Consider the following 16,644-nt stretch of genomic DNA (forward strand, 5'->3'; position numbering starts at 1 on the left):
TGGCAAATAGTAAAGCTGTTGATAATTGTTCTCATCAGCTTGACAGATCAAGGCGGCCAAAAAAAGCCTTGGGGCAGAGAGGGTTAACAAGTTTTTCACATGGCAGGGGCGCGGCTTTTGCCCATGAGCCCGTCGCAGGCCGCCTATCCGGGCGGTCTGACGGCGCGCTCAACTGGATTTACGAGCGGGGTATCACCCAGGCATCAGGCCTGTTCTGATCAGCCGTAGAGCCCTGCTGATGCCCAGGTCCAATCCAGGCTGCAGGCGATCACTTCGGCGAACATATGCAGCAGGATCGGCACCCGCAGGCCACCGCTGGCGATGCGTGCAAGGGCAAGGATGCACCCAACGGCGAATATCAGCGCCAGGGTTGGCCAGTTGCCGTATTGAGTATGCAGGCTGGTGAACAGGGCGGAGGTGGCAAGAACCGAAACCCATTTCCACAGGTGGCTGCGTTCATAGGGAAACAGACGCAGTGCGTAGTGGCGCATCATCAGTTCTTCGGTGATAGGCGCCAGGATCATCAACGAAGCCAGCTTGATCAGCGTTTGCCAGGTGGTCAGGCCGGCAAACAGCTCAGCCATGAACGCTTCCCGTGGCAGCCCCAGCACCGCAACCAACAGGCCACAAAGCATATAGACGGCGAAAACGCTGATGGCGCCGACACGCAGCGGTCTGCGCAAGTCGTTGCCGCGAAACGTAGCGCCCAGATCGGCCCGATGTTGCCAGGCGAACAATGCACATAGCAGCAGCGCGACAGGACCGAGGGTGGTGATGAATGCCCCGTAAGCCTGGGTGGCGGGGGGCGCCAGCAACAATCCGGGAATCGTGCCGAAGATGAAAATGAATGCCGCCAGCACGAACATCCCGAGGCGCTTGAAGAACGGAAAATTCGCGGGGACGCCAGCGGCGAGGTGGGTGTCGGAAGGGGTGAAAACGTGGGTCACGGTCGCTCCATGCGTACGATAAAGGGTGAGGCATAATGCCATCATTCGACTGTAGGAGCATACAAAGTCGAAATGGCAGTGATCAAAACGGCGCAGATGATCCTGGGGGCGATGGGGGCCGGACAGTGTTCGGCCCCCATCGCCAGGGCACCGGCCGCGTGAACGCGGTGTCGCAGTCTTCGCGCTCACGTCACAGATGGTCTGCATCCACCACCGCCTGGGCAAACGCCTCGGGGGCTTGCAGCGACGAGTCTGCGGCGTGTGCATGGTGAGCCTCCTACGGCTTGGTGTGCGTATGGCTCACAGTTGATCGTGCTGCTGTATCCGGACTGTTTCAGCACCGACGCCGGGTTAAACCCTATGTATCGCAGTGGCTGCCGTACACACTGCGATACACAGGCGAGGTCAGAATTTCATTCTCATGCCGGCGGCGCCTTGGCGACCGTCAAAGGCGTTGCTGTCCAGGTTGCTGTTGTAGCCCAATTCGCCGTACACGCTGAAGTCCTTGGTCACTTGTAGCGTGGTGCCGACACTGAGGCCCAGGGTGGTGGACTTCTGCTCGGTGTCGATATCGGTCACCCCGTTGAAGGTGACGGTGTTCTGCCCGGCGGAGGTATGCCAGATATTGGCCCGTGCATAGGGCAGCAAGGGCATTCCACGGACCTGGTAGTCGCCGCGCAGGCGTACACCCAGGCGCGTGGTGAGGCTGGTGTCGGCGTTGTAGGACACGTCGGAAATTCCGTCATTCTGGCTGTCCAGGTGGGTTTTGCCGACGATCGCTTGGGCTTCGGGTTCCACCACCCAGTTGCGCGTCAGCGGGAACGGCCAGCCCACTTCGGCCGAGGCCGTGACGTTGTGGCCGCGGGTCTTCATCTTCACGCCACGGTCCGACTCGTTGTTGCCGTCGAAACGGGTGCCCATCAGGACCAGGTCGAGGTAGGCCTGGTTGGCGCCGATCAACGTCCAGTAAACCCCCAGGCTGTCCCCGCGCAAGGTGGTGTTGCCAGCGTCCTTGTCCTGCCAGCCGAGGTTGAAGCCCTTGATATCGCCTTTGAGCCTGCTGTGGCCGACGAAGAACCCGGCGTGCTGCACCTGGCCGTTGTCATGGGTGTGGGTATACACATCACTGCCCACCTGGAAGCCCGTCACCGAGCTGTTCAGCGTCGGGCTCACGGCACCGGCGAAACTCTGGCGGCCGCTGTTGCCATAGACCCGGCCCCAACCGGCCGTCGACGCATCGAGTTGCTGCGGGCGCTGGTCGCCCATGCGTTCGTGGAAGGTCGACAGCATGGCCTGGACGACTTGTTGCGTAGCGGGGAAGAGCGCTGCATAAATCGGCACTTCCGGACGGTAGATCGGGATGGGGGTGATACCTGGGTTGGTCGGCAGGTCCGGGGTGTCTTCCACCGGATTAGGCAAAGGCGTCACCGGGCCTTCGGGCTGCGGTTCCGGGGTCACCGGTATCGTGGAGCGCAGGTAATAGTTTTCCGCCGTGCCCGCCGTGACGCCGCCCTTGAACAGGAAGTATTCATAGGCTCCCGCCGATACCGGGGCGGCCAGGGAGAAACTGCTGGTGGTACCGGTTGCACCGTTGAGCGCCTGAACCACCTGGATACCGTCCTGCAAGGTCTCGGCGCCGGCTCCGCCGAGGTTGCTGACGCTGATGGCGGTGGAGCCCAGGATCGCTCCCTGGCTGATCACCAGCTTGTCAGCGGCCGAGCCATCACTGCCCAACTGACTTTGCAGCGCGAGCCGGCCGCCGGTGCTGTTGTAGTTGCCGTGGACTGTCAGGGTGTCGGTGGCACTGGTGCTGCCGGTGGTCATGTCGATCAGGCCGCTGTTGTTCAGGTTCGCCAGTTGGCCGGCGGCGGAAGGCGATATGGCCCCAGCGGTGGCTGACAGCGTGCTGGTAGGATCGATATTCAGGGTCCCGGTCAGGGTCAGCAGGTCACCGAGGACCAGTTCGCCAGCACCCAGGTTCAACTGCGAGGCGTTGGTGAGATTAACGTTCTCCCATTGGACGTAACGCGACGGAGTGGCTGATTGCGTTGCAACGAAATTGAGCGTGTCGTTACCTGGCCCACCGTCGATCTGCGGGGTAGGGGACAGCGTTGTTTCCGTAAGGGCCGTCAGTACCACTTTGTCGTCACCGGCGGACATCCGTATTGGACTGTGGATGATACCGGCGCGGGTCCAGAGCAGGGTGTCATCGCCGTTACCCATGCGAATCTCCGAACCGGCATTTGCACCCACCTCGCCACCTGAAACCTCGATCAAATCATCGCCGTCGCCCAGGCTGATCGTGCCACCGATGGAACCGCCACGGACGTAAATGCGGTCCAGGCCAAAGCCCGTCGTCAGGTTGTTGACGATCCTGCCGCCGTGCATATCAAACACGTTATTGTCCAGCCGCATGTTGACCGACCCGATCAGCCCGTCGGTCATCAGCGCGTCGTCGCCGTCATCGAAGATCCCGATAATGGTGCCGCCACTCATGGTAAACCGGTCATGACCGTCACCCTGGGACACGGAATCAACGGTCCCACCGCTTTGGGCGTAGCTGTCGATCCCGCCCCCCTGGCTGATCGCACCGGCCTTGCCACCGCTGATCTGTATGACATCCGTGCCTGAGCCCTGGGTTACGGAACCGACAGTTCCCAGGTTAAGCCGAAAGATATTGCTCCCGTCGCCCTGATTCAGTGCGCCGTCGATTCCTGCCGTCGCCCCATTCACATCCACGAGATCGTTACCCGCACCGAAGGTGACGTTGCCGGTGATCCTTCCGCTGTCACGGATGTCGAGGGTGTTGTTGCCCGCGTTGTCGGTGAAGCCCGGCGCGGTGCCGCTGTCGCAGGTGGAGGTGTCGTCGCCGGAGGTGATGTTGATCGTACACGCCGCCTGGGAGAGAAGCGGCCAGGTCGTCAGAACCATCAATGACAGGATGCCCGCGTACAGCCAAGCAGGAGTGGGTGTGCGCATGATTCGTCCTCGCAGCAGAGGCATGTTGTTCACGCACCTGGTATCCAGGTGCGGTCCGAACCATGGCAACAACGAACGCGATACGGATCAGGGACTGCGGCTTACCTGCATCTGAAAACACCGGCCAATGCAAAGGGTTGGCATGGCTTTCTCGACTGCACCTCAACCAGTGCAGGGCTTTTTGCACCTTAGACGCACATTGCGTAGGCCGCTACTGTCAGAAATAACAGGTATGGACGAGTGGAAGGCTAGATCAACACGATCTCATAAGGATCGCGTATACGCTCCAGCAGCACCTGGGCCAGGATTGGCGCCAGGCCAATGGCCGGGTCACCGACCAACTGGCTGGCGAAGGCATGGACGGCGTGCAATTTACGCGCGACGCTCCAGGTGTCGAGGCGCACCTTGCGTGCGCGCTGCCAGGGGATCATCGCGCTTTCCCGCGCCGGCCAGTGCCACGCCCAGATCGGCAGCTCATACAGGCACGCGCCGACCAGGCTGCACGCCTTGGCGCTGGCGCGGCCGACGGCATCGTGGTCGTCATTGCCATCGTTGCGCCAGGTGGTGAACAGCACATCACCGGGTTGCAGGTAGCGCGCAATAAATTGGCTCATCGCTTGTTCGTGAGCGGCCAGGCCAGTGTCGCGGAACCCGCCCCGAATCCACTTCAGGCTGTGCAGCGGCATGCCCAGGCGTCGTAACGCTTCGACGCTTTCCTGGGGCCGCACCACGCTCAAGCGGCTGGCGGGCCACACATGGGAACCCGGATGGCTGGCGCTGCCGTCGGTGATGGAGATCAATTGCAGGGGGTGTCCGAGGGTGCTCAGGCGTTGCAGCAAACCGCCGCAGCCCAGCACTTCATCGCCAGGGTGGGGCGCGACAATCACCACGCGCGCGCCGGCCGGCACCAATGAGTTGAGTTGAATCGCGGGGATCTGCGCCAGCTGGGGCGCGCTGTTCCAGATTTGCGCGGGACCGCGACGGATTTCGCTCAGGGAAGCGGGCTTCATGGGTGTCACATCCTTGTCGGTTGGTGCGGGTCGTGCCCGTTGTCGGTACGACTCTCGTTATTCGCCGCAGGCTCCGCCGCGACGATTGCTCGGCACTCCAACCCTGGAGTGCCGGCAAGGCTTCCTCAGCATAGTCAAGGATCGAAGGTTTTCACATCGAGTCACCCCGTTTTTTAACGCAGCCCCTCCAGGGTCGCCACCGAATGGCCTTCACGGCTCCACAGGTCGAGCAGGAAATCCTCTTCGTGGTGTTGAACCACAGAGCGCATCGCCAGGCGTTCATGGAGCAGGGCATGTACCTGTTCGGCGGTCTGCGGGCAACCCTCGATTCGCGGGCGCCAGTGGCAGGCGAGCAACTGGCCGTCGTCGGTAAGGCTGGCGAGGGCGCGCTCGATCAGGCGGCCCAGGTCGTCGGCATCGAGGTAATAGCACAGTTCGCTCAGCACAATCAGCTCGAAGCGGCCGCCGGGCCATTGCTCCGGCAGGCGGCTTTGCTCGACGTGGGCGTGGGCAAAGCCCATCAGGCGGGTCTTGGCCAGTGCCACGGCGGCGCTGGCGGTATCGCAGCACACCAGGCGATCGCAACGCGGCGCCAGTTCGGCACTCAATTCGCCATTGGCGCAGCCGGGTTCAAAGATCGAGGCGTAACGTGGGCGGGTCAACACGGCCAGGGTCAGCGCGCGTTTGCGCCGTTCATACCAGCGCTGTCGGAAGGCCCATGGGTCATCGTTGTCGGCAAATAACTGATCGAAATACGGCGTAGCCACGCTCATACAAACACCACTTCAAAGGGTTGCAGCAAACGTTCCACCACATAGGGCGCCAACACCGGTGGCAGGCCGATATGTGGGTCGCCCTCCAGTTGGCTGGCAAACGCATGGATAGCATGGCGCTTGCGCGCCACCACCTCGGGCGCCAGGGGCAGTTTGCGCGCACGGTGCCAGGGCACCTGGCTGTCTTCGGGGGTTGCCCAGTGCCAGGTCCACACGGGCAGTTCGAACAGGCTCGCCCCCACGGCCAAGGCGGCCTTGGCGCTGGCGCGGCCGACCGCTTCATGGTCGCAATGGCCGTCCTCGCGCCAGGTGGTGAACACCACATCGTTGGGCTTGAGATAGCGCTGGATGAACGCGGCGAGCGCGGCTTCCTGTGCGGCGACCCGGCTGTCGTCAAAGCCCGCGCGCAGCCATTTCAAGCGGTGCAGCGGCACGCCAAGGCGGTGCAGGGCCTGGGCCGATTCCTGCGGGCGCACCACGCTCAGCCGTTCCGCCGGCCAGCGTCGCGAGCCAGGGTGACTGGCACGGCCATCGGTGACTGAGATCAGTTGGATCGGCCGGCCCAGCGCGGCCAGGCCCTGCAGCAGGCCTCCGCAGCCGAGCACCTCATCGTCCGGGTGCGGCGCAATGATCACGGCGCGATGGCCCTCGGGCACCAGTTGCTCAACGCTGATCAGGGGCAACTGCGCCATATGGGGCGAGGCCTGCCACTGATGCAGCGGGGTGCCTTGGCCCACAATGGGATTGGGTTTCATAACTGCCACCTCCCTGGGGCGCCGCCCGCCACCTGCTCGCCGAGGGCGGCCAGGTCGCGTTCGGCATGACTTTGACGCACAAACACCGGTAAGTCCGCCATCAGCTGGGCGAAGTGCGGGTCCTTGCAATAGGGCCCGGCACCGGTCGCGCGACCGACGTGGCGCATCACCTGCTCAACCGTATCCTCGAGGGCGGCGCGCACTTGCTGGGCCAGTTGTCGGGCGTCGGCCTGCGGTTGCCGGTCGATCTGTGCGGCGCTGGCCCGCAGTACGCAGGCTGCGCTGTTCAACGCGCTGTCGACCGCGCCCAGGTGGGCCAGGGCATGGGGCTCTGGGCGTTTGCTGCACTGCGCGCGCAGCACTTCGGCCAGGCGCTGTGCGGCGCCATACCAGCACGCGGCAATACCGATGCCACCGTGCCAAAAACCCGGGCGCGCCAGGTAGTCGCCCGGTGCGCCGACGGCGATGCCCAGGGCATTGTCGAAAAGGATCTCGACACTGCCCGTGGCCGCCATCCCCACGGCGTTCCAGCCCTCATCGGTCACGGTGATGCCTGGCTGATGCATCTGCACCGCGACCAGCTGCTGGCGATCCTGTTCATTCCAAGCGGTGAGCAGCCCATGGCTGACCACCGCCGCGCCGGAGCACCAGGCTTTACGCCCCTCAAGGATCAAGCGCGAGCCATCGCGGCGCACGCGGACCTTGGCCGTCGGCGGTTCGGCTGCCCACATGCCCCATGTACTGCCCAAGGGCGGCAAGGGGCTGCGCAGTTCGGCGATAATTGCCAGGGCATCGGTATGGCCTTCGAACAACTTGCACAGGCGCAAGTCATGCCCGGCTACCTGCGCCAGGCCGCTGAGGCGCTCCAGGGTCTGGCCGCTGCCGGGCAACGGCAACTGATCCAGGCCTTCTGCCTGAAGCGCCTTCAGGGCGGCGCCGAGGGCCTGCGTGTCCGCATAGCCTGGGTAGCCTTGAAGGAATCCATGCAAGGCCATGTCACACCTCGTCGTCACGCTGCAATTCAAACAGCAACAGCGAACGGCCGGTGACCGCGTATTCATGTTCGAACTCAAAGCGCTCCTGGCCGCGTACCGCTGGCTGGTTGGTATCCAGCATGCAGGTCCAGAACTCACCTTGCGGCACCGGCGGCAGGCGGAAATTGACCATGTCATGATGGGCATTGACCACCAGCAACAAGGTGGCATCGGCGCCCGCGCGGCGAATCCCGGTTTCCTGGGCGCGACCATCCATCAACATGCCCAGGCAGCGACCATGGCTGTCTTCCCATTGCTCGGTCGTCATCTCGTTGCCATCCGGTGACAGCCAGGTGACGTCCTTCACGCCGATATCTTCGTTGTAGTCGCCCACCAGGAAGCGACCCCGACGCAGGATCGGATAAGCCATTCGCAGCTTGATCAGGCGTTTGACGAACTTGAGCAGCGCCTTGCCGTCGTCGTCCAGGTCCCAGTTGACCCAGCCGATTTCGCTGTCCTGGCAATAGGCGTTGTTATTGCCGTGCTGGGTGCGGGCGAACTCGTCCCCGGCCACCAGCATCGGCGTGCCTTGGGCCAGCAGCAGCGTGGCGAAGAAGTTGCGCATCTGGCGCAGGCGCAGTGCGTTGATTTCAGGGTCGTCGGTGGGGCCTTCGACGCCGTGGTTCCAGGACAGGTTGTTGCTGGTGCCGTCCTGGTTGTTTTCGTCGTTGTCTTCGTTGTGCTTGTCGTTGTAGGAGACCAGGTCGTGCAAGGTGAAACCGTCATGGGCGGTGATGAAGTTCACCGAGCTGTACGGGCGACGGCCGCGATGGTTGAACATCTCGCCGGAGGCGGTCATGCGCCCGGCAAAATCTGCAAGCTGGCCGTCGTCACCTTTCCAGAAGGCACGCACGGTGTCGCGGAAACGGTCGTTCCATTCCACCCAGCCTGGCGGGAAGTTACCCACCTGGTAGCCGCCGGGGCCGCAGTCCCAGGGTTCGGCGATAAGTTTCAACTGGCGCAGGACCGGGTCCTGGCGACAGGCGACGAGGAAACTGTGGCGCTCGTCGAAGCCGTCACGGTAGCGGCCGAGGATGGTCGCCAGGTCGAAGCGGAAACCGTCGACGTGCATTTCGTTGGCCCAATAACGCAGCGAGTCGGTCACCATCTGCAGGACGCACGGGTGGCTCAGGTCGAGGGTGTTGCCCGTGCCGGAGTCGTTGATATAGAAGCGCTTGTCGTCGGGCATCAGGCGATAGTAAGAGGCGTTGTCGATGCCGCGCATGGACAGGGTCGGGCCGCGCTCATTGCCTTCGGCGGTGTGGTTGTAGACCACGTCGAGGATCACTTCCAGCTTGGCTTCGTGCAGGTGCGCGACCATCTCCTTGAACTCGGCGATCTTGCCGCTGGCCAAGTAGCGTGGGTCGGGGGCGAAGAACGCGATGCTGTTGTAGCCCCAGTAGTTGGTCATGCCTTTTTCCAGCAAGTGCTGGTCGTTGACAAAGGCGTGCACGGGCAGCAGCTCGACCGAGGAAATGCCCAACTGACGGATATGCTTGAGCACGTCATCTTCCATCAGGCCGGCGCAGGTACCGCGCACCGACTCGCCCACCGATGGGTGGCGCATGCTGATGCCACGCAGGTGGGTTTCATAAATGATCGTACGGTCCCAGGGCACACGCACGGGCTGGTCGTTGCCCCAGGTGTGCGCCGGGTCGATGACTTTGCATTTGGGCACGAAGGGGGCGCTGTCGCGTTCGTCGAAACTGAGGTCGTCGTCCGGGTGGCCGATGGTGTAGCCGAACAGCGCCTCGGACCATTTGAGTTCGCCCACCAGCTGTTTGGCATAGGGGTCGATCAGCAATTTGTGGTGGTTGAAACGATGGCCGTTGGCCGGGTCATACGCACCGTACACGCGGTAGCCGTAAATCAGCCCGGGGTGGGCGTCGGGCAGATAGCCGTGGAAGATTTCGTCGGTGTATTCAGGCAGTTCGATGCGTTCGATTTCGACTTCGCCGGTATCGTCGAACAGGCACAGCTCGACTTTGGTGGCGTTGGCCGAGAACAGGGCAAAGTTGACACCCAGGCCGTCCCAGGTCGCGCCCAGGGGGAAGGGCAAACCTTCGCGGATCCGCGATGGCTCGTGGGCCGGGGCCGCTTGGTGGTTATCGGCTTTGCTCATTGTGTTGCTCCTGCAAGGGTCTTTTTTCGGGCCGAACGCGGCCGTGCTGACATGGTTCAGCTGACAATCGGGAAAGTGAAATGACCACCTGCCGACCGTATCGGCAGGTGGCTCATGAGGTCACGAGGCTTAAGGCTTGGGCTTTTTTGGCGCCGCCGGCTTTTTTGCCGCCGGGGGAGCCGGTTTGCTTGGGGCCGCTGCCGCAGGCTTGGCTTTCGCCGCTGGCTTGGGCGCGGTCTTGGGCTTGGCGGCCGGCTTGGGTTTGCTCGGCGTCAGCGCTTCGGCCTCTGCCAGCTTGCGCGCCATCTCCCAGTGGCGTGCATCTTGACCGTGGGGCTTGCCCTCGGACTCCCAGATTTGATGCGCCAATTCGCGAATGCGTTTGTCTTCAGTACTCATCACAATGCTCCTCACAGAAAATTTTCAGCTTTCTTGATCATCAGGATTGATAAAGACATTGACCGGGAAATCCCCCAGCGCAGTGCTGATCAACAGCTCCTTGTCTGGTGTGACTGCGACTGTATGAAAAAGTCCCTTCCAGTTTTCGGTTGGCGCGGCGAACGGTAATTTCACCCGTGTATCGCCCCAAACCCGCGCATTGATCTGGGGGTGCACACCCTTTTCAAGCAGGCGATGGGGCCAGCGTGGCACCACCACCAGCACGCGTTTGCCCTGGTGCTCGCGGCAAAATGCAACCACGTGTTCGGCGTGTTGGCCCACCACATCCAGGGGCGTGTAGCGGCCCTGTTGAAACACCTCGGGGTGGGCCTTGCGCAAGGCCAGCGCCTGGGCGATCACCGCCTGTTTGACCCGCCCGTCACGCCAGTTGAACAGCAACTCGCCGAGGTCGAGTGGTGCATTCAGCGCACGTTGCCGCGCGTTGAAATCCACCGGGCGACGGTTGTCCGGGTCCACCAGGCTGAAGTCCCAGAACTCATCGCCCTGGTACAGGTCCGGTACCCCAGGCACGGTAAGGCGAAGCAAGGATTGCGCCAGCCCATTGACCGCGCCGGCAGGTGCGATGGCCTGGGCGGCACTGGCGATGGCGGTGCGCAGGGGCAGGCCGTCGTCGCTGAGCAGCAGGCGCGAAAGGAACGCTTCTACCCCTTGTTCGTAGGTGTCGTTGGGGGCGCTCCAACTGCTTTGCAGCTTGGCTTCGCGCAAGGCTTTCTGTTGCCACTGCCACAGGCGCTGTTGATAGGCCTGGAGCGCTTCACGGTCGTCCAGATGCAGGTCCAAAGGCCAACTGCCGAGCAACACTTGATAGAGGATCAGCTCATCACCGGCCGACGGGCTACTGGTGTCATTGCGCAACGGCGCCGCGAGGGTGCGCCAGTGCTCCACCTGTCCGGCATACCACGGTGCGCATTCGCTCAGTACCGCGAGGCGTGCGCGGCTGTCTTCACCGCGCTTGTGGTCGTGGGTGGCAGTGGCCAGCAGGTTGTCGGGGAACGTCTGCAGCCGCTGTTGGTTGACGCGGTGGAAGTCTGTCACGGGGGCGCTGAACTGCTCGGTACTGAAGCCCACATCGTTGCGCGACAACAATACCGCCGAGCGATAGAACGCGGTGTCTTCCACGGCCTTGGCGGCCGCCGGCGAGGTCAGTTGCTGGAAGCGCACGCAGGCGTGCTTGAGTATCTTGCGCTCGCGACCGACGGGGCGGTCGCGCCAGGGTTGCCCGCCCAGCCATTTTTCCAGGTGATCGAGCACCGGCCAGTCGCCCTCGCTCAAGGTGCTGCGCGCACCGGCCAGGGCCTGCTGGAAAAAGACGTCGTCGCGCTCGCTGCGGCCTCGGGCGCTGATATAGGTGCGGTACACCGGGAAGTGCACGATCAGCTCCTGCAAGGCGCGGCGAATGGCGCCCAGGGTCAGGTCGCGGGTCATCACATCGTCACGGGCCACTTGCAACAGGGCCTGGGCCACGCTTTCAAAGTCGCCGCCCAGGGAGCCATTGAGAATCTGCTGACGCGCCAGCCGAGCCTCTTCGATAAAGGCTGAGGGCCGTTCGCTGTGTCGGGTCCACAGCTCGGCCAGCGGTTCGAAGCCCTGCGGGTCGTGTTGCAGCAGCGACAGTTGGTTCATGAATTCGTAGCCGGTGGTGCCGTCCACCTGCCAGTCTTCGCGCAGGGTTTCGCCTTCGCCGAGGATTTTTTCCACGAAGATCGGCAGATGGCGCTGTGGCGACAGTGAATCGACACGCCGGCGCAATTTGCGGCAATACCCGCGCGGGTCGGCCAGGCCGTCGATATGGTCGATGCGCACGCCGTCCACCAGGCCCTCGCTGATCAGCTCGAAGATCTTGCCGTGGGTGGCTTCGAACACCGCGCCGCGTTCCACGCGCAGGCCGCCCAGTTCGTTGACGTCGAAGAAACGCCGCCAGTTGATATCGTCGGCCGCGGTGCGCCAGCTGGCCAGGCGGTAGGCTTGTTGTTCGAGCAGGTGATGCAGGCGCTGGAAACCGTCGGGTTGGCGCCCATCGAATTCGCCCAGGCGGTGTTCGATGGCCTCGCGTACGGCGCCGTGGGTAGCACGCTCGACCAGTGCCTGCTTGAGCCAGGCGGCTTCGGCGTAGGCGTCGTCCTGATAGGCGAGGGCGCTGAAGCGGTCGGCGAGGGGTTTGAGCTGTTCATCAGCGCCGAGGATCGCCGCGTAATCCCGTGGGCAGACCGGAAAGCGATGCTCGTAGTGTTCGACGTAGAACGTGCCATGGGCGGCGTCAAAATGCAGGGTCAGGGTGCCGGTTTGCAGGGCTTCGCCGTAGTCGCTGCCCAGAAACGGCATGAGCAATTGGCCCTTGAGCAGCGGGTCGGGGGAGTGCCACTGGATGTCGAAGAACTCGCTGTAGGGGCTCAGGCGGCCCCATTCGAGCAGGTCGAGCCACCACGGGTTGTCGGCGCCACCGACGGCCATGTGGTTGGAGACGATGTCGAGGATCAGCCCCATCTTATGTTCACGCAGTGCGGCGACCAGCCGGCGCAATGCCGCTTCGCCGCCCAGTTCCGGGTTGACGCGGGTGGGGTCGACCACGTCATAGCCGTGCATCGAGCCGGCGCGGGCGGCGAGCAGCGGCGAGGCGTACAGGTGGCTGATACCCAATTGGGCAAAATACGGCACCAGTGGCACCGCGTCGTCCAGGGTGAAACCTTTATGGAATTGCAGGCGCTGGGTTGCGCGCAGGGGCAGTACGTTCATCGGTCACGCTCATAGGCTTGGTTGCGCGCGACGGCCAGCAGTTCGAGGCGGCGGGCGGCGCCGGCATTGTCGAGCAGGCTGGAGGCTTCGCCGGGCAAGCGACGGCGCCAATTCGGGTGGGTATCGGTGGTGCCGGGCAGGTTGGCTTGTTCTTCAAGGCCCAGCGCATCTTCCAGCGGCAGCAACACCAGCGGCGCGCGGGTATGCCCCAGGTAGCGCACACTGGCGTCGATCATGTGGTCGGTCTCATTGCGGATTTCATCGATGAAATTCTGCGGGTCCTGGCTCAGGGCCTGGCGCAACGCCTGGCGCTCACGCAGGCGGTGCTCGCGCCATTGCTCCACAGTGGGGGCGTCGATCAGGCCCAGTTGGACGTTCCAGTCGATATCGCGGCTGTGCCACCAGCCATTGAGGGTCGGCAAGTCGTGGGTGCTGGTGGTGGCCAGCGCGTTGTCCGGCCAGTCGAGGATCGGCTTGAACTGGCCATCGTGGCCTTGTTCGAACAACAGCACGCGCATGCCCAGGATCGAACGGCCAATGAGTTTTTCACGCAGGCCGTCGGGCACGGTGCCGAGGTCCTCACCGAGCACGATGGCCTGGTGGCGGTGGGATTCCAGGGCGAGCAAGCGCAGCAGGTCGTCCACCGGGTAATACAGGTAGGCGCCTTCACGAGGCGAGGCGTCCATGGGAATCACCCACAGGCGTTGCAGGCCCATCACATGGTCGATGCGCAAGCCGCCGGCATGCGCAAAGTTGGCCCGCAGCATTTCGATAAAGGCCCGGAAGCCGTTGCGCTTGAGGCCTTCGGGGGAAAATGCGGAAATCCCCCAGCCTTGCCCGGCGCGGTTGAGAATGTCGGGCGGCGCACCCACGGTAAGGTCGGCGAGCAACTCATCCTGGCGACTCCAGGCCTGGCTGCCACCGCCGTCGGCGCCTACGGCCAGGTCGGCGATCAACCCGACACCCATGCCGCTGCCACGTGCCGCCTGTTGCGCGCGCTCCAGGCAACGGGCGATCAGCCATTGGCTGAACGCATAAAAGCCGATATCGGCCGCGTGCTCTTCAGCGAAATGCACCAGTGCCGGGCTCTGTGGCGAACGCCATTCCTGCGGCCAGTGGCGCCAGTCGAGTGATTCGCCCGCGGCCGCGCGTACGGCCTGCACCGCTTCGAAGCGGCAATGGTTTTCCAGGGCTTCACCGCCAGCCTGTCGGAAGCTCAGGAAGTCGGCGTGTTGCGGGTGGTGGCCGTGGCGGAAGTCTTCATACAAGGCACGCAACAGGCGCTGCTTGGCCTTGGCGGCGGCCGGCCAATCGATCAGGGTGTGTTGTTCCAGGGCGTGCAGTTCCTCCGCCAGGCCGCAGGCCTCAATGGCGTTACGGACTTCACGTTCGCCGAGGACGCAGCCAGGCGATGCATACAGGCTGTTGAGAAATAACCGGCTCGAGGGCGAGTACGGGCTATAGCGCTCGGGGTCGGCACTGAACATCGCATGCATCGGGCTGATGGCCAAGGCATCGGCGCCGCGTTCGGCGGCCGAACGGGCCAGGTGTTCCAGGGCCAGGGTGTCGCCAAAGCCACCGTCGCCGAGGCGGCGCAAAGAATACAATTGGGCACTCAGGCCCCAGGCGCGGGCGGTGGCGGTGTCGACTGCTTCGGCGACGCTGTAGCAGTGAGTGGGGGCCACCGCGAGGGTGAAGGTCTGGTCGTCGATATGCACCTGGTGATAGCCGAGGGCGATCACTCCGGGCAACACGGCGTGGCTGTCCAGGCGCAGTTGCAGGGTTTCGCCGTCTTCCAGGTGGACGCGGCAGGGGGTGTCGGGCGCAAAGAAATGCCCGAGGTCCAAGCCATCGCCGCTGTCGACGGTCATCAGGGGTGGCAAGTGTTTGTCTTGTTGCACCTGCTCCAATTCAAGCAGGCTGGCATCGACCTGGGCATCGTTGTCGGCCGGGTGGCCCAGGCCTTTTAATACCGCGCGCAAGGCGTCGGCTGTCACGCGTTGCGGGCGGCCGTTGGCGTCGATCCAATCGACGGCCAACCCCGCTCGGCTGGCGAGTATTTCCAGGTTCGCTTCACTCAAAGGTGCTCTCCAACAGGGGATAAGGTGACGCGCGCGCTGAAGGGCGCCAGGTGCGGGCCTTCATGGGCGGGCGTTTGGAACAGAAGCTGCGGCGGCGCGGGGCAATCGAGGGGCGCACGGCTCAGGTTCAGATCGATCTGTAACAGGCTGCCATTGCCCAGGCGCCAGCGCGCGCTGACGGCGCCGTCTGCCAGCACGTGCGCGCCCAAGGCCACGCTGCCCGGCAGGTGCGGCACGATATGCCGGTGGCGCAGGCTCAGCAGCTGGCGGTAGAAGTGGGCGTGTTCGTTTTCCACCAGGTTCGGCGCCGATTGCACAAAGGTGGGCAGCGCGTTGGGATCTGGGATGTGTTCGCGCCGTTCGGGGTCCTTGAACGCGGCGAAATCGGCGAATTCATTGCGCCGGCCCTCACGCACCGCTTCGGCCAGTTCGCCATGGTGGTCGGTGAAAAACAGGAACGGCTCGCTCGCGTTGACTTCATCGCCCATGAACATCAGCGGGATCATCGGTGACATCAGCAACAAGGTCGTGGCGGCCTGCAACGCCTGCGGCGAGCACAGTTGATGCAAGCGTTCGCCCAAGGCGCGATTGCCGATCTGGTCATGGTTCTGCAAGAACGCCACGAAGGCCGTGGGTGGCAAGTCGCCACTGGGTTCGCCGCGCTCATGGCCGTGGCGGGTGGTGTGGCCTTGGTAGATAAAGCCTTCGCTGAGACAACGCGCCAGTTTGGCGGTGGGCTCCTGGGCAAAGTCGCTGTAATAGGCGTCGGTTTCGCCGGTCAGCAACACATGCAACACATTATGAAAGTCATCGTTCCATTGCGCGTCGAAATCGTGCTTCAACAGGTGGGCCTGGTTGAGTTCGTTTTCCAGCACCAGCCACACATGCCGGCCGGTGTCCACCTGTTGGCGCACGCGGTGGGCCAGCTCCTGCAGGAAACCGGGGTTGTCGATGGCGTGTACCGCGTCCAGGCGCAGGCCGTCGAAGCGGTATTCGAGCAGCCACATCAGCGCGTTATCGAGGAAAAAATCCCGCACTTCGCGGCGATTGAAGTCGATACCCGCGCCCCAAGGTGTGTGCACATCCTGCTGGAAGAAGCCCTTGGCGTACTGGCCCAGGTAATTGCCGTCAGGGCCGAAGTGGTTGTAAACCACGTCGAGGATCACCGCCAGGCCATGTTCATGGGCGCTGTCGATCAGGTGCTTGAGCTGTTCGGGGGAGCCGTAGGCGGCGTGCGGTGCATACGGCAGCACCCCGTCATAGCCCCAATTGCGCTCGCCGGGAAATTGCGCCAGAGGCATCAATTCGATTGCGGTGACGCCCAGCTCGGCCAGGCGTGGCAGGTGTTTCTCGACACCGGCGTACCCACCCATCGCGCCGACGTGCAGTTCGTAGATCACCGCTTCATGCCAGGGGCGGCCTTGCCACTGGCTGTGTCGCCATGGGTAGGCGAGCGGGTCGACCACCAGGCTCCAACCGTGCACGTCCGAGGCTTGCGCCCTGGACGCGGGGTCGGGAACATCCATTTCGCCATCGATGTTGTAGCGGTAGCGCGTGCCCGCCGGGCACTGGATCTCTATCTCGAACCAGCCCTCTGCCTGAGGCAACATGGCGAGGGACCGGCCGTCTTCCAATTCAACGCTGACATAAAACGCGTCTGGCGCCCACAAGGCAAAACGCGTGTGTTGCGCGTCCAACATGATTGCGCCGTGGGGCCAGGTTTCCAAAGTCCGTAACGGCATCTATGAAGA

The 16,644-nt window shown here is 63.5% G+C and carries 11 protein-coding genes; all 11 read right to left on the minus strand.

Features of this window, described 5'->3' with window-relative positions; genetic code table 11:
• Positions 1–218: 218 nt before the first annotated feature.
• Positions 219–947: a CPBP family intramembrane glutamic endopeptidase gene (locus A7317_RS15795; RefSeq protein ID WP_069076276.1), complete on the minus strand. Its 729-nt coding sequence runs from the start codon at positions 945–947 to the stop codon at positions 219–221.
• A gap of 405 nt (positions 948–1,352) precedes the next feature.
• On the minus strand, positions 1,353–3,926 hold the full coding sequence (locus A7317_RS15800) for an autotransporter outer membrane beta-barrel domain-containing protein (RefSeq protein WP_069076277.1): 2,574 nt from the start codon (positions 3,924–3,926) through the stop codon (positions 1,353–1,355).
• Positions 3,927–4,174: 248 nt separating this feature from the next.
• Entirely contained in the window at positions 4,175–4,936 is a 762-nt protein-coding gene (locus tag A7317_RS15805; RefSeq protein ID WP_024075749.1) for a PIG-L deacetylase family protein, read from the minus strand.
• A 173-nt stretch (positions 4,937–5,109) separates the two neighbouring features.
• A complete protein-coding gene (locus A7317_RS15810) occupies positions 5,110–5,709 on the minus strand; it encodes an SAM-dependent methyltransferase (protein ID WP_069076278.1) in 600 nt (199 codons plus the stop codon).
• Complete coding sequence (locus A7317_RS15815) at positions 5,706–6,464, minus strand: PIG-L deacetylase family protein (RefSeq protein ID WP_024075747.1); 759 nt, start codon at positions 6,462–6,464, stop codon at positions 5,706–5,708. The genes A7317_RS15810 and A7317_RS15815 overlap by 4 nt, the downstream gene beginning before the upstream one ends.
• On the minus strand, positions 6,461–7,459 hold the full coding sequence (locus A7317_RS15820; protein ID WP_069076279.1) for an acyl-CoA dehydrogenase family protein: 999 nt from the start codon (positions 7,457–7,459) through the stop codon (positions 6,461–6,463). Before A7317_RS15820 ends, A7317_RS15815 begins: the two co-directional genes overlap by 4 nt.
• 1 nt (position 7,460) lies before the next feature.
• Positions 7,461–9,620, minus strand: a complete 2,160-nt coding sequence (gene glgX, locus A7317_RS15825) for a glycogen debranching protein GlgX (RefSeq protein ID WP_024075745.1) — start codon at positions 9,618–9,620, stop codon at positions 7,461–7,463.
• A gap of 129 nt (positions 9,621–9,749) precedes the next feature.
• A complete protein-coding gene (locus A7317_RS15830; RefSeq protein ID WP_024075744.1) occupies positions 9,750–10,019 on the minus strand; it encodes a DUF2934 domain-containing protein in 270 nt (89 codons plus the stop codon).
• A 24-nt stretch (positions 10,020–10,043) separates the two neighbouring features.
• Positions 10,044–12,812 carry a malto-oligosyltrehalose synthase gene (locus tag A7317_RS15835; protein WP_069076280.1) on the minus strand — a complete coding sequence of 923 codons (2,769 nt, stop codon included), beginning with the start codon at positions 12,810–12,812 and terminating at the stop codon, positions 10,044–10,046.
• Complete coding sequence (malQ, locus tag A7317_RS15840) at positions 12,809–14,893, minus strand: 4-alpha-glucanotransferase (RefSeq protein WP_069076281.1); 2,085 nt, start codon at positions 14,891–14,893, stop codon at positions 12,809–12,811. Before malQ ends, A7317_RS15835 begins: the two co-directional genes overlap by 4 nt.
• Complete coding sequence (treZ, locus tag A7317_RS15845) at positions 14,890–16,635, minus strand: malto-oligosyltrehalose trehalohydrolase (RefSeq protein ID WP_024075741.1); 1,746 nt, start codon at positions 16,633–16,635, stop codon at positions 14,890–14,892. The genes malQ and treZ overlap by 4 nt, the downstream gene beginning before the upstream one ends.
• Positions 16,636–16,644: the final 9 nt, after the last annotated feature.

The sequence above is a fragment of the Pseudomonas fluorescens genome, assembly GCF_001708445.1.
GTDB lineage: Bacteria > Pseudomonadota > Gammaproteobacteria > Pseudomonadales > Pseudomonadaceae > Aquipseudomonas > Aquipseudomonas gorinensis.

Coding starts and splice junctions, on each gene's coding strand:
- A7317_RS15800 (WP_069076277.1), bottom strand. CDS start 3,926: ATGCGCACACCCACTCCTGCTTGGCTGTACGCGGGCATCCTGTCATTG.
- A7317_RS15805 (WP_024075749.1), bottom strand. CDS start 4,936: ATGAAGCCCGCTTCCCTGAGCGAAATCCGTCGCGGTCCCGCGCAAATC.
- A7317_RS15810 (WP_069076278.1), bottom strand. CDS start 5,709: ATGAGCGTGGCTACGCCGTATTTCGATCAGTTATTTGCCGACAACGAT.
- A7317_RS15815 (WP_024075747.1), bottom strand. CDS start 6,464: ATGAAACCCAATCCCATTGTGGGCCAAGGCACCCCGCTGCATCAGTGG.
- A7317_RS15820 (WP_069076279.1), bottom strand. CDS start 7,459: ATGGCCTTGCATGGATTCCTTCAAGGCTACCCAGGCTATGCGGACACG.
- glgX (WP_024075745.1), bottom strand. CDS start 9,620: ATGAGCAAAGCCGATAACCACCAAGCGGCCCCGGCCCACGAGCCATCG.
- A7317_RS15830 (WP_024075744.1), bottom strand. CDS start 10,019: ATGAGTACTGAAGACAAACGCATTCGCGAATTGGCGCATCAAATCTGG.
- A7317_RS15835 (WP_069076280.1), bottom strand. CDS start 12,812: ATGAACGTACTGCCCCTGCGCGCAACCCAGCGCCTGCAATTCCATAAA.
- treZ (WP_024075741.1), bottom strand. CDS start 16,635: ATGCCGTTACGGACTTTGGAAACCTGGCCCCACGGCGCAATCATGTTG.